Origin of the sequence: Kingella kingae, assembly GCF_900475905.1 — a bacterium.
Lineage (GTDB): Bacteria > Pseudomonadota > Gammaproteobacteria > Burkholderiales > Neisseriaceae > Kingella > Kingella kingae.
On record NZ_LS483426.1, the window covers coordinates 1,798,312 to 1,813,041 of the forward strand.

Here is a 14,730-nt window from a genome sequence, read left to right on the forward strand (position 1 = left end):
TTAAAGAACTTCTTACTTCTAAACCTTGAAAAACTTAACCAACTTCTGTATAATCAGTCAGCTATTCTCTTTTCTTCGCCGCCGTAGCAGCGAAGAACCGAACTATACGCTACTCACCACAAACCGTCAAATAATTTCTAGCACTTTTTTACAACTTTTTTGCAATTCTCTGTTTTTCCACAACTTTTATTTTTCAACTTCTTGGAAATTGGAATTCGGTAAACTCAACACAGCACAGGTAGAGCGACTCAACGCTATGCTCTCTCTTAATCATGTAAATGAAAATAACAATGTGCAGGCTGCTTTTCTACACAAACAAACCGTGAAAAAGCAGCCTGCACTTTGTTATCGCTTATTTAAACCATTTCTTCAACGCGCCCACGCGTGAAATCAACAGCCAATCCAGTAAAGCTATGACTGCAATTGCCACCAAAGCAGTCGGGAAAATCGCGGCAACAATCAGCAAAACGATGGCTGCGGTTTTCCATGTTGGCAAATCGTGTCCTTGCGCTGGCGGACACAATGCTGCGCCAGTTGGGCGGCGTTTCCACCACATGATATAGCCGCTCACACACATAAAAATGACTAGCAAGCAGAATACGACATTCAACGCTACGCTCCACCAGCCCATTGTTCCCATGTGAAAGGCAATGCTGGCTGCCATAAATTGTCCAAACCAAGGGTAGTCGTCAAATTTGATGTCTGCCAACACTTTGCCGCTGTATTTGTCTATGTGCATGGTGCGATCGGCGGTTGGGCTGGGGCTGTCATAGCTCATGGAATCTTGGTTCAGCGTCCATACACCTGTTTCGCCTTTGGGGAAATACAGTTGATAACGCCCCACAAAACCGCTTTCGCGCGCAAATCTGTCCACCGTTTCCAGCGTCATGGGCACGTCTGGCGCAATGCCGTCTTTGCCCAAAGTAGTGCCAGACACAGGCATGGGCGTTAATTCCAGCACCCATGGGATTTCTTTGGTTTTGCCATCGTTCAATTCGCTGTGCAACGGTGCGGATTTAGGGATTGGCTCAATGCCCCATTTGCCAGCAGGAAATTGTGCCGACCACGCTTGCACCACTTTGCCGCCCCAAATGCCTGCCCAAGCCATGCCCGACAAACAAAACAGCAATAACATCAACGAAATATAGCTACCAAACACGCCATGCAAACCGCGCCAAACCGAACGCCCCTGCCCCAATTTGCCTGTGCCGAGCATTTTCGGTACGCTGCGTTGGCGCGAACACCACCATAAATACCAGCCCGATAAAATCATCAGCACGGTTAAGGCAGCGGCTGTTTCCAGCAAATAATCGCCTGTTTTGCCCAACAAAATATCGCCGTGGATTTCGTCCATCAAGTGATACCAATCTTGGTTGCGCGGATAGGTTTTGACCACTTGGGCGGTGTATGGGTCAATCGCCACCATGGTTGCTTTGCCCTCGCCATTGTTTACGCGGAACACCGCCACCATATCTGCCGCTCGTGGCGCGATGTATTGCACCACCATGCCAGAATCTTTGTCCACCGTATCCAATGCCATTTGCGCTTGTTCTGATAGCGGTTTGACTGTTTGCAACACGGGGACGGTAATGCGTTCGCCGTCTCTGCCGCTTGTGTGGGCGAATAAAATCATTGCCAAGCCTGTTGCCGCCAGCAACATCAAAAACGGCGCAATCAAAATGCCTGTGTAAAAATGCCAACGCCATAGCGTTAAATAACGCTGGCTGTTACTTGAAGTGTTTGCCGATTCTGCCATAGCGATTGTTCCTAAAATAATCGTTTAAGTTATATCTTAACAAAAAGCAACATTATAACAACAAGCGTTAAATATTATCAAAATGGATAGGCTTAATTATGTGGATTAAATGCACGGCGTTTAATTTAAATCAAACGAAAAAAGTGCAGGCTGCTATTTGTGGATTTCAAAAGCAGCCTGCACTTTAATTTATATTGTTTATTTACGCATTTGCCAACACATCGGCAATCACATCTTTTGCGCCATCGTCCGCCAATTTTTTGGCTACGGCGCGACCCAGTGCATCGGCATATTCGGCTGGGGCTTGTGCTTGCACGGTCAGCATAACCGAACCATCTGGGTGCGCCACCAAACCGTGCAGCGTTAAAACGCCGTTGTCGTCTGCGGTACAATACGCTGCCAACGGCACTTGACAACTACCGCCCAAAGCACGAGCCAAAGCCCGTTCTGCGGTAACGCAAGCGGCGGTTTTGGCGTGATTGAGTGGCAACAGTGTTTGCACTAAATCGGCACGATGCGCGGCAATTTCAATTCCCAACGCGCCCTGCCCCGCGGCTGGCAAACTATCGGCTGGCGACAACACGCTACGAATGCGCTCGTGCAGCTCCAAGCGTTCCAAACCTGCGGCGGCAAGGATAATCGCGTCATAATCGCCGTTGTCCAATTTTGCCAAGCGCGTTTGCACATTGCCACGCAAGGGCTTGATGTTCAAATGCGGAAAACGGGCGCGAAGTTGCGCTTCTCGACGCAGGCTAGATGTCCCTACGATTGCGCCTTGTGGCAAGTCTTCCAATCGCGCGTATTGGTTGGACACGAATGCGTCAAACGGGTTGGCACGTTCGCCAATCGCCACCAATGCAAAGCCTTCGGGCAAATCCATTGGTACATCTTTGATGGAGTGCACGGCTAAATCGGCGCGATTTTCTTGTAATGCGGTTTCCAGTTCTTTGATAAACAAACCTTTGCCGCCAATTTTGGACAGGGTTTTGTCTAAAATTTGGTCGCCTTGCGTGGTCATGCCCAAAATGTCAATTTGGCAATCGGGATACAGCGCTTGCAACTGCGCTTGAATATGGCGAGCCTGCCACATGGCTAACGCACTTTCGCGGCTGGCAATAGTGAGTTTTTTCGGTGCGGTCATGATGTTTTTTCCTAAATCAATCAAAAAAAGCAGCCTGCAAGTTTATCACGATGTGCAGGCTGCTTGTAGTTGGCTCAACTAGCGTTTTTGTCGATTTCGATGCGATACAGCATTTTTTGCGTATCACTGTTAATTAAATCTGCCAGCGTATATTTATCCAAATGGCTCAAAAAGACTTTTAAACCCGAATTCAAAATACCAGCCAAACGACAATGTGGCGAAATAAGACATTCGTTGCGGTCGCCAAAACATTCGACAATGGTGAGCGGCTCCATTAAGCGCACCACTTCGCCCACATTGATTTCGGCAGTAGGTTTACCCAAGCGCAAGCCGCCGCCTTTGCCGCGAATACTATACAAAAAACCGCCTTTAACCAGCGCGGTTACAACTTTCATTAAATGGCTTTTGGAAATGTTATACACTTTGGCGATTTCGGCGATATTAACCAAGCCGTCATCGTTGATGGCAGCGTAAATCAAAACGCGCAAGGCGTAGTCGGTTTGTTGAGTTAGGTGCATGATAGTGGTCTTGTAGGTTAAAATAAGGCTAGTGCTAAAAAAGCAGCCTGCAATGGAGTTTTATTACGCTGGCACTATATACCCAATTAAAACAAACAACAAGAAAGATGAGCAAAAAATGAAACGACATTCGCTTTTAATCAAACTTTCGCAGGAACATCATCACACTTTGGCGTTGTGCGTACGCATTTTGCGCGACCCTGCTGCCAATCATCAGCAAGACATTACCGCGCATTTTGTGGACTTGGAAGCACATTTTGCCGAAGAAGAAACGCTGTTTGCGCCGTTGTGGGACAAATTAAATCGCCCCGATTTGCGCCAACGCTTTGAGCAGGAACACGCTCAACTGCGCCATTTGTATGCCACCGCGCAATTTAATCATGCCGATTGGAATACCGAATTTGCGACATTGTTGCGCGACCATGCACGTTTTGAAGAACGCGAATTGTTTAATGTGATACAAGATACGGTGTTGCCAGCAGAATAACGCGCAACGTAGGTCGGTGTCTCCAACCCGACAAAGCAGCCTGCACTTTTTTGAAAGAATCCAACATGACTCGCCGTCAAAGTTTTTTGATTTTAACTGTCTTATTTTCACTACTGTTTATTGCGCTGATTGGTGCAGGCAGCTATTTGTTGTCTATCCAAAGCAAGCAATATGGTATTGCGGCGTTTTTGTTTGCCTTTGGTGCAGCGTTTGGGCAAATCGCTTGCTTGGCGTTGTATGTACGACAAATGGCACGAGACAAAGCCGCTCAAATCGCCCAAAATCAGCAACAGCCGTCTAAATAAATTTGAAAGCTCGCCATGTCTGAAGCCCTATTCCACACCAGCTGCCCTAGTTGTGGCGCACCCATACACACGCATTCTGCTACTGCCGTTACGGTGGTGTGCAGCTATTGCAACAGTATGCTCGTGCGCCAAGACAGCAGCCTGCACGACACAGGGCGCGACAGTACTTTGTTGCAAGACTTTTCGCCACTGCAAATTGGCACAACAGGCAAATACGCCAATCGCGGCTTCACGCTGATTGGGCGTTTGCAAGCGCAATACGATGCAGGCGTGTGGAACGAATGGTATGCCTTGTTTGATGACGGTTCGCACGGTTGGTTGTCGGAAGCAGGCGATTTGTATGTGTTGCTGTTTGCCGTGTTGCCGCCCAATTCCATTCCCGAATTTGCCAGTATTCGCGCTGCCGAAACCACAATTAGCCACAGCAAACGCTTCATTGCCAGCGATGTCCGCCAAATCGTGCTAGACCAAGCAGCGGTGCAAGGCGAATTGCCGTTTGTCGTGCCAAACAAAATGCACAATCGAGTTGCCGATTTCCGTTGCGAAGAGCAATTTATGACTTTGGACTACGGCAGCGAACCGCCACAATGCTTTGTTGGACGCACCGTTGCGCTTGCCGATTTATCGCTTGCCAACACGCGCACCGATGAACAAATCCGCCAAAGTGCAGGCAGCCTGCGCGGCACACGAGCCGCAGAACAATGCGGTAACTGCGGTGCGCCGATGCACTGGGTACGCGGTATAACCCACACCGTTATTTGCGCCAGCTGTGGCAGCGATTGGGATTTGAGTAGTGGCAAAGCAGAACTGCATTCGGCAAACTCCATGCGCCTTGCCCAAGAAGACGCGCTGCCTTTGCCATTGGGGCAACAAGGCACGTTAAACGGCATTCGCTATACCGTGATTGGCGCGGTGTATCGCGTAGAAATCAACGCGGTTGATGCCCGCTTGGCATTGGAAAACACGCCCCAATTAGGCGTAGTGCCACAAGGTTGGTGGCGCGAATATTTGTTGTATTCCATGCAACACGGCTTTGCATGGCTGGTAGAAACATCGGACGGCGAATGGAGCTTATCGCAAACGCAGGCTGCTTTTCCGCGCCTAAACGCACACGGCGAACCACAAGGTGCAGCATTTTTATACGATTATGGCGGACAAGTTGCCTTTGCAGCAGGCGCGTTTTACTGGCATATCCGCAAAGGCGATGTACAGCTATACCGCGACTACCGCGTGGGCAACGGCAAACTCTCCGCCGAAATTTCCAACAGCGAATTGGCATGGAGCAAAAGTACACCGATGACTTATCGCACCATTGCCCAAGCCTTTGGATTAAAAGTACAAACCACGCAATACACCGCCAAAATGGAAGCGGACAAAGTAGAACCCAGCACGGTGTGGTACACGATTGCCGTGTTTGTACTCATCAATTTGCCAGCCTTGTGGACAACCGATGATGTGTTTAGCGTGTTGTTCATATCGAGCATTGCGATTTGGATTTTGTACTCTATGGCTGGATTAAATGAGGATCAAACCATGTCCAAACCGATGTATTTGATTTTTGCTACCATTGTGATTTTAGGCGCAACTTTTATGAATTATTCCACCAGCAACGACAATGGCAACGGTTCACGCAGCTACATCGGCACAGGCACAAGTGGCGGTGGTTTTTCGGGCGGACACAAATGACAGCATATTTCCCCGGACAACACGGTTTGCTGGATTTGTATGATTGCGATGCCGCAATTTTGTGCCAACCAAGCAGCCTGCAACGCGCTTTACATCAAGCCGCACAAAGCGTGGGCGCAACCATTTTGTTTGACCATTTTCATCATTTTGGCGCAGGTGGCGGCGTAACAGGCGTGTTGTTGCTGGCGGAATCGCACATCAGCATTCACACTTGGGCAGAACACCGTTTTGCAGCGGCAGATATTTTTGTGTGTGGCGAACTCAATCCACAGCCAGCCATTGCCGTATTGCAGGCTGCTTTGGCGGCAGAACGGGTTGTGTGGACGCAATATGCGCGTGGCGAACAAATCGTGCAAAAAGTGCAGGCTGCTTTGGTTGAATTGTAACCATAGGTATCTACACAAATTTATTAGCTTGTTTATTGTGAAAATTTTGAATATTCAGCGTGTGCAACATAAACATAGTTTACATTTTTCCCTAAGGACATCGTTTACACCTTCAAGGTTTAGCATGCCAGTTCATTGCAGGTTGTAACTTCCCTTCTCGCTCATCAAACTGACCGAGAAAATGGAAACGATAAAAAATATGCCAAACACCATCAGCATAAGGAACAAAGGCTACTGCCTCATGCGCTAACACTTGGCTTAAATAGTAAGTTTTACCTTGCCATTTAATTTCACCACTGCCTTTTACTTGGCGCAGATGAACACCATCACCGTAATCATAAGGCTCTATCTTGCCCGTATATAAACGTGTCGAGTGTGTGTAGCATTGCGCAGGTGTTTGACGGTCAATCCCTTCGTGAGAAGGTTCATGATTGTATTCATGAATACATGCTTTGATAAACAGGGTACGTTGTTGCATGATATTCGTTTTATTCCAAGGCATTGTGCTACTTTCATCATTCATGTTGGTATGTTGATGAGAGTTTACTGAATGGAATGTAAACGATGTCTTCGGGTTGTGATGTAAACTATGTTATCATGTTGTACCCACGCTTTGATTCGCTCTCTGCCCTTTGAACTTCGGGCAATATATAAGGTTTCAGCCTGCACTTTTGAGTTTACAAAAAGTGCAGGCTGCTTTGATTTTGTTTACAATATGCGCCGTTCAAATGCAAAGAAAGCGATAGTCTTATGGTATGGTCTAAACAAAAAATACACAAAGCAGCATGGTTCGTGGGCGTGGTTTTATGCGGCGTGATGGGCTACGTGGGTTGGCAGTTCATTCAAATTGCCGAACAAAGTGCTGCCAATATCAAAGACAATGTGGCGCAGCCCGTGCCTTTGCCGCAAACCGATTGGCGCATGAATCAAGCATCTGCGCCTGCATTTGAATACAGTAGGGCGAGCGAACCCGAAATCAACCCAAGCAATGGCAAAGATACGCTAATACAGCAAGGTACATTGATTCAGCAGGACAACGGTTTGAATTTGCAAATTAAATTGCACAATCAAGCCAAATTTGACATCGGGGCGGTGCATATCAAAGTAACGATTTATGCAGACGACAAAAAAACGGTATTAGGCACGATTAAATCGCTACCAATTAAATTGGAGAGCGCGTTGCCGATTGCAGAAGAAACCGTAGCAACCGTGCATTTGGGCAATCCCGATTGGTTGCAGGCTGCTTTGTTGGCGCAAAACAAAAAAGCTTTGGTGCAAATCATTGCCGTGAGTGATATGAATCTGCCCGATATTGGCTATCCACAAAACAGCAAAAATGTGTGGTTGAGCGAATTGCCCAATATTGCCAACGCAGACAACAATCAAGCCCCAGAAATCGCCAACAACGACAACCGTATGCCGACTGCTACGGACGAAACAGAAACCCGTGCCAAGCCAAATGAAGACGCGGTTGATGCCATTTTAAAAGACTATTATGCTGCACCAACAGGCGAATCGCGCGTTTTATCGCATGAAGTCAAACAAGGTGTGCAGCCTGCACCCGATGCAGACAAACCCTAAACAGGAGTAAAAAATGTTAAAAAACAAAAAAGTATTGGTAGCAGGGCTGGGCGGAACAGGCTTGTCGGTTTTGGCATATTGCGCCCACATTGGTGTACAAGCCGCAGGCTACGATGCCAAACTTTCCGATACCCAACGCGCCAATCTAACCGAAAAATTTCCCCAATTCCCCTTGCATTCGGGCGATTTGCAGGCTGCTTTGCGTGATTACGATGTGCTGGTGTTAAGCCCAGGCATCACACGCCGCCAGCCAGCCATTGTCGCGTTTGAACAGCGCGGCGGCAAAGTGGTGGGCGATGTCGCTATTTTGGCGGATTTATTGCGCGGTCAGCCCGACAAAATCATCGCCATCACAGGCAGCAACGGCAAAACCACCACCACCAGCTTGGTTGGACATTTGTGCCAACAAAGCGGTTTGGACACTGTTATCGCAGGCAACATCGGCACGCCCGTGTTGGAAGCGTGGTTGGAGCGACGAGGCAAGCCAGCCGATGTGTGGGTGCTGGAACTATCCAGCTTCCAGCTAGAAACCACCGATTGCCTGAACGCCACCGCCGCCACTTGCCTGAATATTTCCGAAGACCACCTAGACCGTTATGACGATTTATTGGACTACGCCCACGCCAAAGACCGCATTTTCCACGGCGACACCGTGCAAGTGCTGAATGCAGACGACGTATTTTGTCGCGCCATGAAACGCGACCACCGCACCGTGCATTATTTTTCGCTGACTCAATCGCAAGATTACCATTTGGACGCAGCCACAGCGCAGCTCAAACATCGCCAAGATAACCTGTTGCCACAAAACGCGATTCCATTGCAAGGCAGCCACAATGCCGCCAATGTGTTGGCAGCGTTGGCATTGTGCGAAAGCATTGGCATGGAACGCGAAACCCTGTTGTGCCATGTCCAAACTTTTAAAGGCTTGCCCCATCGCGTAGAAAAAGTGGGCGAAAAAAATGGCGTGGTGTTTATTGACGACAGCAAAGGCACAAACGTGGGCGCAACCGTTGCCGCGATTGCAGGTTTGCGCGAAAAAATTTGGCTGATTGCAGGCGGCATGGGCAAAGGGCAAAATTTCACGCCCCTGCGCGATGTATTGCAAGGCAAAGCAGGCGCGGTATTTTTGATTGGCGTGGACGCACCCCAAATCGCCCAAGATTTAGACGGCTGCGGCGTAGATTTGATTTTCTGCGACACCTTGCCCCAAGCGGTACAACAAGCGTTTTCCGCCGCGAAATCAGGCGAAATTGTGCTGTTGAGCCCCGCTTGTGCCAGCATGGATATGTTTAAAAACTACGCGCACCGTTCCGAAGTGTTTGTTGAAGCAATGAATGCGTTGTGATGCGTTAAAAAAGTGCAGTCTGCTTTGAATGATAAAAAAGCAGCCTGCAATTATGTGGTTTGTGTTTAGTAGCAGCCGTAGATACTGTCGCTCAAGTCAATCCCAAAAACTAAGAACCTGTATTCACAAGCAACTATTTGATAAATTTTAATATTTGTGAAACATGCCCTAGTTTAACAAAATTTTCAGCAGATAAATTCGTCTGCTCAAAATCTTTTGCTAAACGTCGAGACCAACCTAACTATGCAAACGTTCGTTCTACAATCCAACGTTTGGGCAGAATATGCCAAGAAATATCTTGAATTCTCTTTGAAATCTCAACAGTTAAACCCAATTGCTCTGATATATGTCGCTTACGGCCTTTGATTTTTTTACCTCCATCAAAACCTTTATCATGTGCGCTAGAAGCTGTTTTGACACTTTGTGAATCAATAATGGCATAAGTTGGCATCGCTTGTTTTTGATGGATTAAACGTTTTTTTGAACCAATGCCAAAAGAATTCTATCCCATAAGCCTGATTGATTGGCTCTGCGATAGAAACTCCATACGGTTGAATAAGGTGGAAAATCATTGGGCAGCATACGCCATTGGCAACCTGTTTTGGTGATGTACAAAACGGCATTCACTAATTGACGTTTATCCCATTTGTAGTGGCGTAGCTGGTTAAAATGTGGCTCAATCGCTTGCCATTGGGCATCTGTTAAGTCTGTTGGGTAGGATTTTCTAGTCATAAAGATATTTTATCATTTTTGTGAATACAGGTTCTTATGATTGCCTGAACGTGTGCTTGACGATTGTTGATGATATACTGTAACATTTTTACTTTCTTGAGCCTAAATTTGCACATTAAATATGAATTATATTAAAAATCAAAATCTTGCTTCTATTTTCTTTTTGATGTTCATCAGTCAATATGGTTATGCCGATGACATCAGCGAACAAGCCTTACCCACCGTAACCGTCAAACAAAAACGCCTGACACGCAGCGACAACCTGCTCAAAGGGCGCAAAACCAGCGACCGCGTTATCAAAGGCGAACAATTCCGTTCGCGCGGCAGTACCATCGGCGAAGCCCTCAACCAGGAATTGGGCATTCACGCCAATTCGTTTGGGGCTGGAGCGAGTGCGCCGATTATTCGCGGTCAGGAAGGCAAACGCATTCGCGTGTTGCACAATCACGCCGAAACAGGCGATATGTCCAATATGTCGCCCGACCACGCCGTAATGGTAGACAGCATCTTGGCAAAACAGATTGAAGTGCTGCGCGGTACGCCAACCTTGCTGTACAGCTCGGGCAATTCGGCAGGCGTGGTTAATGTCATTGACAACAAAATCCCCACTAAGCTGCCTGAAAAAGGTTATGAAGGCGAAGTCGGTGCGCGTGTCAGCAGTGCGAATTTGGAAAAACTCACGGCAGGCGGCATCACTTTTGGTTTGGGCAAGAATTTTGCCGTCCACGCCGAAGGCATGTATCAAAAAGCAGATAATTACCGTGTGCCGTATTTTTCCTATGGCGGTCAAACACATAAGCGCGTGCCAGATACTTGGGCAAAATCACGCAACGGCAGTTTGGGCTTTTCGTGGTTGGGCGAACGCGGTTACTTGGGCGCAGCGTATTCCGAACGCCAAGACCGTTACGGGCTGCCTGCACACACCCACAAATACGACAATTACAGCATAGACATTTTGTGGGAAAGTCGCCGCATCATGAAACGCTATTTGCGTTATTATCCGTTTTTGGCAGACGAATCGGATATTGATTTTGAAAATCCGGGTTTATCGCTGAATCACACGCATATTCCAGGTGAATCACACGCCGATGAAGCGCACGACCACACACACGGCAGAGCGTGGATCGACCTGAAAAGCAAACGCTACGACTTGCGCGGCGAATTGAAACAGCCGTTCAAAGGCTTTGATTTACTGCGAACCAGCATCAGCTACACCGATTACCGCCACGATGAAAAAGACGGCAAAACAACGGAAAATTTCTTTAAAAACAAAGGGTATAATGCACGTTTGGAGTTTGTTCACAAACCAATTGGCAACTGGCAAGGCATGTTTGGTGTGCAGCACAATACGCAGAAAAGCAGCGCGTTTTCGCCTGCTTCGCAAGTTGCTCCCAAAGGCGCACAGCAATTGTTACACGACAACCGCAGCACACAGACCGCCTTATTTGGCATTGAACAATATCAAGGCGACAAACACGGTTTTGAAGTGGGTTTCCGCGCAGAAAAACAAAAAATTACTATTGATTATGATATTGATTTAATTAAGGAAAATAATTCATTTAATTTCCCCTTGCCCAATCTGAATCCGCACAAAGAGAAAGCGTATTCGTTTGCTGCCAGCTACAATTGGTATTTTGCGCCCAAACATCAGCTCAGTATCACAGCTTCGCATTTGGAGCGCATTCCCAATTCGCAGGAACTGTACGCGCACGGCAAACACATCGCCACCAATTCTTTTGAAGTGGGCAACAAAGATTTGACCAAAGAGCGTTCCAATAATTTTGAAATCGGCGTGAAATATTCAGGCAGCAAGTGGGATTACAACGTCAATGCCTATTACAACCGTTTCAGCAACTACATTTACCTGCTGACTATGAATGACGGTCGCGGCCCCAAATCATTGGACGAAGAGTTTCCATTACAAGTAAACCGTTATTATCAGGCAGGAGCGCGTTTTTACGGCTTGGAGGCGGCTGTGGGTTACCGTTTCAATCCCAAATACAAATTAACCATATTCGGCGATTATGTGAACGGCAAATTGGTCAATATTCCCAAAACAGGTGCGGAATACGATTGGTGGGACGAAGTCGTAACCAAATGGCGCGAACACCCAGACCGTCCGACACCACGTTTGCCGCCTTTGCGTTTGGGTATGCGTTTGGACATGAATTTCAACGACAAATGGCAAGCTTCGCTGGATTTCCACCGCATGTTCTCACAAAACAAAACCAGTTATCTGGAACAACCTACCAAAGGGCATAATATGTTGAATGCTGATTTGTCTTATCAAAACAAATACAAAGGTCTAGACTACAAAATTTACGGCAAAGCGGACAATCTGCTCAATGCAAAAGTGTACCGCCACGCCACGTTCCTGCCCTACATTCCGCAAACAGGACGAAACTTCACCGCAGGCGTGAATATCCGTTTCTGAACGAACAGGCAGCCTGAAAACGGATTTTCCCGACTTTCAGGCTGCCTGAAACCGCTGTTATGAAATATCAAATCATTGAAATCATTTTTAAAAAAGGGGCTGTCCTAGATAACTAGAATAAACTCGATTTTACTAATTGTTTTAAAATAGAAATTTGAACTTTTATCTCACTGTTGTTAAAACGCCATTCGCACTCCTTTAAATACAGCTCAAATGCTCTTTGGGAATGCCGTTAAACTTGCGTAAATGACGTTTTGCTTGATTCTAAAAGTTCTCAATTCCATTGATATGGTTTTGTCGTTCAGCAAAATGTGTACTGTGATTGATACGAAAACGAAGTTTCAGCAAAGCTAAAATGGCTTTGTCGCTTACATCTAATACATCATAGCTACGATAACAATCCGTATAAATCTTGCCATTTCGCTTCAAGAGCCCGAATACAGCGACTTTTCCAGCAGCCCCACGACTGCGTTTACCTTTGCGTTGTCCACCAAAATAACTTTCATCTGCTTCTACTTCGCCATCAAACATTTCTAAATGTGGACTGTTTTGATAAATAAGTAATCGTAAACGATGAAAATAATAGGCTGCGGTATTTTTATTAACACCTACTAACTCTGCTGCTGTTCTTGCAGTTACACCTGCAACAAATAGCTCAATGAGTTTATTTTGTTTGTACTGACTTAGACGACTTTTTCGCATAGGGATAATTCTAACTTAATTTGAATTTTCCTAGTTATCTAGGACAGCCCCTAAAAATTATCCGAAGATAATTCAAACTGCGCCACATTATCTTTTTCAGGCTGCGTCCCTTCGGACGTGCTGCGCGACCTGAAAAATCCCAATTTCTCATGCAATTTCAAACTAGCGATATTGTGCGGTAAAACTTGCCCGATAATTTTCGCCGTGCCCAATTCCGCAAACGCCCATGCCAAAGCCAGCCGCCCCATGCGTGAACCTTGTCCACGCGAACACGTTGGCGCGAGATAGAAACCCCATTCCCACGCATTGTCTGATTGGTGCGTAAAACTCACATAACCTTGCGCGACACCATTTACTTGATAAATCAACATGATAAAGTCAGGATTGCCCAACTGTTTCGCAAACCAAGCCGCGTGATTTTCCCAAATCAATTCATCGGTGTTAAACATAAATTTCCGAATATCGGCATGATTGCGCCATTCAAAAATTTGGCGACAATCGTCCAATGTGGCGCGGCGAATGTTGGCGAAATCCGCGTTTTTCGTTAAATCTTCAATGTGTTGCGCGACACGTTTTGCGCCAAACGCATCACACAAACGCGCCGCTTTTTCCGACATTTGCGCCAAATGTTCAGGCTGCCTGAAAAAAGCCACGCATTCGGTAAATTTTGGCGTGTCAATTTCCTGTGCGTGTAGCGAAATCGCCGCGCCAACTTGTTGTAATTGTTCGGCAATCGTGCGTTGATTGTCGGCAATCACCAGCAGCAAAGTCGGCAAACCCAAACAGCAACGCTCCCAAGACGTGCTGCCAGCCGCGCCAATCGCCCAATCGGCTTGCGCCATCAGTTCCGCCATATTGTTTGCGTTTACAAGCACTTGGCACTCAAACGGTGCGGTTTCGGCGAATTGGCGAATGCTGTTGATGTGGGGCGCGGTTTTGCCCATAACTATGGTAATTTTCAGGCTGCCTGAATTTTGTTTTTTCAATGATTTCAATATAGATAGCGTGTAATTGTCTTTGTCTACGCCGCCTAAATTGATTAACACATTTTGCGTTTGCAGGCTGCCTGAAACGGTTTTTCTTCGCGCTAAACTGGTTTCGCAGAATGTCGCAAATTCATCACGCAACAGCGCGTATCGTGTGCCAGCCAACACGCGGCAGGTTTCAGGCAGCAAGTGGGCGTAATCTTGCGCGGTGTGGGCGTGGTTTTGGTCAAGCAGCAAATCGGCGGCATGTGGGCGGTCGTGTAAATCGTCTATCACCATGATTTTGCTGCCACAAATATTTTTCGCGGCGGTCTGCCAAATCGCGGAAAGCGCGTAATGGTCGGCGATAATCCAGTCGGGCGACAAGGCGCGAATGTGCGGTTCGCAATCGACAATATCTTGCGCTTGCGTTGTGCCGAGCCATGCGGAATGGGGGAATTGGGGTTCGTTTTCGGTTTGCAGGCTGCCTGAAAATTTAGGCAGCAACACGCATTCAAAGCCTTGTTCGCGCACAAAATCTGCCAAATGCCCAACGTGTTCGCGTGTGATAAATTGCACGAAATGCCCATTTTCGCGCAAGGTTTTGGCGAGCGTTAAGCAGCGCATGATGTGTCCGCTACCGATTTGTAAACTAGCGTCTGTGCGGATTAGGAATTTCATGTTTGTGTAAC

General features: G+C 47.1%; 12 protein-coding genes and 2 pseudogenes. 7 read left to right on the forward strand and 7 right to left on the reverse strand.

The annotated features are described in order from the left end of the window. Positions 1-352: 352 nt before the first annotated feature. From DQN52_RS09720 to DQN52_RS09730, 3 genes are all read right to left on the reverse strand, one after another. Positions 353-1,756, reverse strand: a complete 1,404-nt coding sequence (locus DQN52_RS09720) for a PepSY-associated TM helix domain-containing protein (RefSeq protein WP_003787863.1) — start codon at positions 1,754-1,756, stop codon at positions 353-355. Between the two features lie 202 nt (positions 1,757-1,958). Continuing rightward, positions 1,959-2,897 (reverse strand): hydroxymethylbilane synthase, encoded by a 939-nt coding sequence (gene hemC, locus DQN52_RS09725; RefSeq protein ID WP_003787862.1) that lies wholly within the window; start codon positions 2,895-2,897, stop codon positions 1,959-1,961. A gap of 74 nt (positions 2,898-2,971) precedes the next feature. Beyond that, complete coding sequence (locus DQN52_RS09730; protein WP_003787860.1) at positions 2,972-3,415, reverse strand: Rrf2 family transcriptional regulator; 444 nt, start codon at positions 3,413-3,415, stop codon at positions 2,972-2,974. 118 nt (positions 3,416-3,533) lie between these two features. On the opposite strand from DQN52_RS09730, the gene DQN52_RS09735 reads away from it, so the two are divergent. The 4 genes from DQN52_RS09735 (at position 3,534) to speD (ending at position 6,279) form a co-directional block, all read left to right on the forward strand. Beyond that, complete coding sequence (locus tag DQN52_RS09735) at positions 3,534-3,902, forward strand: hemerythrin domain-containing protein (protein WP_026036294.1); 369 nt, start codon at positions 3,534-3,536, stop codon at positions 3,900-3,902. 65 nt (positions 3,903-3,967) lie between these two features. Beyond that, the gene (locus DQN52_RS09740; protein WP_003787856.1) at positions 3,968-4,207 is read left to right on the forward strand and encodes an NGO_0222 family membrane protein; all 240 of its coding nucleotides are present in this window, start codon (positions 3,968-3,970) and stop codon (positions 4,205-4,207) included. A 15-nt stretch (positions 4,208-4,222) separates the two neighbouring features. Continuing rightward, complete coding sequence (locus DQN52_RS09745) at positions 4,223-5,893, forward strand: DUF4178 domain-containing protein (protein ID WP_003787854.1); 1,671 nt, start codon at positions 4,223-4,225, stop codon at positions 5,891-5,893. Beyond that, positions 5,890-6,279, forward strand: a complete 390-nt coding sequence (speD, locus tag DQN52_RS09750) for an adenosylmethionine decarboxylase (protein WP_003787852.1) — start codon at positions 5,890-5,892, stop codon at positions 6,277-6,279. Before DQN52_RS09745 ends, speD begins: the two co-directional genes overlap by 4 nt. A gap of 112 nt (positions 6,280-6,391) precedes the next feature. Here the strand turns inward: speD and DQN52_RS09755 are convergent, their stop codons facing one another. Next, positions 6,392-6,757 (reverse strand): transposase, encoded by a 366-nt coding sequence (locus DQN52_RS09755; protein WP_231954137.1) that lies wholly within the window; start codon positions 6,755-6,757, stop codon positions 6,392-6,394. Between the two features lie 272 nt (positions 6,758-7,029). Here DQN52_RS09755 and DQN52_RS09760 point away from each other — a divergent pair, with 272 nt between their 5' ends. Both DQN52_RS09760 and murD read left to right on the forward strand, forming a co-directional pair. Continuing rightward, the gene (locus tag DQN52_RS09760; protein WP_003787848.1) at positions 7,030-7,860 is read left to right on the forward strand and encodes a hypothetical protein; all 831 of its coding nucleotides are present in this window, start codon (positions 7,030-7,032) and stop codon (positions 7,858-7,860) included. Between the two features lie 13 nt (positions 7,861-7,873). Beyond that, positions 7,874-9,205: a UDP-N-acetylmuramoyl-L-alanine--D-glutamate ligase gene (gene murD / locus DQN52_RS09765; RefSeq protein ID WP_003787846.1), complete on the forward strand. Its 1,332-nt coding sequence runs from the start codon at positions 7,874-7,876 to the stop codon at positions 9,203-9,205. Positions 9,206-9,338: 133 nt separating this feature from the next. On the opposite strand, the pseudogene DQN52_RS11630 reads toward murD, so the two are convergent. Beyond that, a pseudogene (locus DQN52_RS11630) lies at positions 9,339-9,937 on the reverse strand (IS5 family transposase). A gap of 121 nt (positions 9,938-10,058) precedes the next feature. Here DQN52_RS11630 and DQN52_RS09775 point away from each other — a divergent pair. After that, positions 10,059-12,371, forward strand: coding sequence for a TonB-dependent receptor (locus tag DQN52_RS09775; RefSeq protein ID WP_003787845.1), 2,313 nt, complete (start codon positions 10,059-10,061; stop codon positions 12,369-12,371). A gap of 112 nt (positions 12,372-12,483) precedes the next feature. Here the strand turns inward: DQN52_RS09775 and DQN52_RS09780 are convergent. Both DQN52_RS09780 and pseG read right to left on the reverse strand, forming a co-directional pair. After that, positions 12,484-13,073: pseudogene (locus DQN52_RS09780) on the reverse strand (transposase). Between the two features lie 50 nt (positions 13,074-13,123). Then, entirely contained in the window at positions 13,124-14,719 is a 1,596-nt protein-coding gene (pseG, locus tag DQN52_RS09785; RefSeq protein ID WP_003787840.1) for a UDP-2,4-diacetamido-2,4,6-trideoxy-beta-L-altropyranose hydrolase, read from the reverse strand. Positions 14,720-14,730: the final 11 nt, after the last annotated feature.

Coding starts and splice junctions, on each gene's coding strand:
- DQN52_RS09740 (WP_003787856.1), top strand. CDS start 3,968: ATGACTCGCCGTCAAAGTTTTTTGATTTTAACTGTCTTATTTTCACTA.
- DQN52_RS09760 (WP_003787848.1), top strand. CDS start 7,030: ATGGTATGGTCTAAACAAAAAATACACAAAGCAGCATGGTTCGTGGGC.
- DQN52_RS09720 (WP_003787863.1), bottom strand. CDS start 1,756: ATGGCAGAATCGGCAAACACTTCAAGTAACAGCCAGCGTTATTTAACG.
- DQN52_RS09755 (WP_231954137.1), bottom strand. CDS start 6,757: ATGCAACAACGTACCCTGTTTATCAAAGCATGTATTCATGAATACAAT.
- murD (WP_003787846.1), top strand. CDS start 7,874: ATGTTAAAAAACAAAAAAGTATTGGTAGCAGGGCTGGGCGGAACAGGC.
- DQN52_RS09745 (WP_003787854.1), top strand. CDS start 4,223: ATGTCTGAAGCCCTATTCCACACCAGCTGCCCTAGTTGTGGCGCACCC.
- hemC (WP_003787862.1), bottom strand. CDS start 2,897: ATGACCGCACCGAAAAAACTCACTATTGCCAGCCGCGAAAGTGCGTTA.
- DQN52_RS09775 (WP_003787845.1), top strand. CDS start 10,059: ATGAATTATATTAAAAATCAAAATCTTGCTTCTATTTTCTTTTTGATG.
- speD (WP_003787852.1), top strand. CDS start 5,890: ATGACAGCATATTTCCCCGGACAACACGGTTTGCTGGATTTGTATGAT.
- DQN52_RS09735 (WP_026036294.1), top strand. CDS start 3,534: ATGAAACGACATTCGCTTTTAATCAAACTTTCGCAGGAACATCATCAC.
- DQN52_RS09730 (WP_003787860.1), bottom strand. CDS start 3,415: ATGCACCTAACTCAACAAACCGACTACGCCTTGCGCGTTTTGATTTAC.
- pseG (WP_003787840.1), bottom strand. CDS start 14,719: ATGAAATTCCTAATCCGCACAGACGCTAGTTTACAAATCGGTAGCGGA.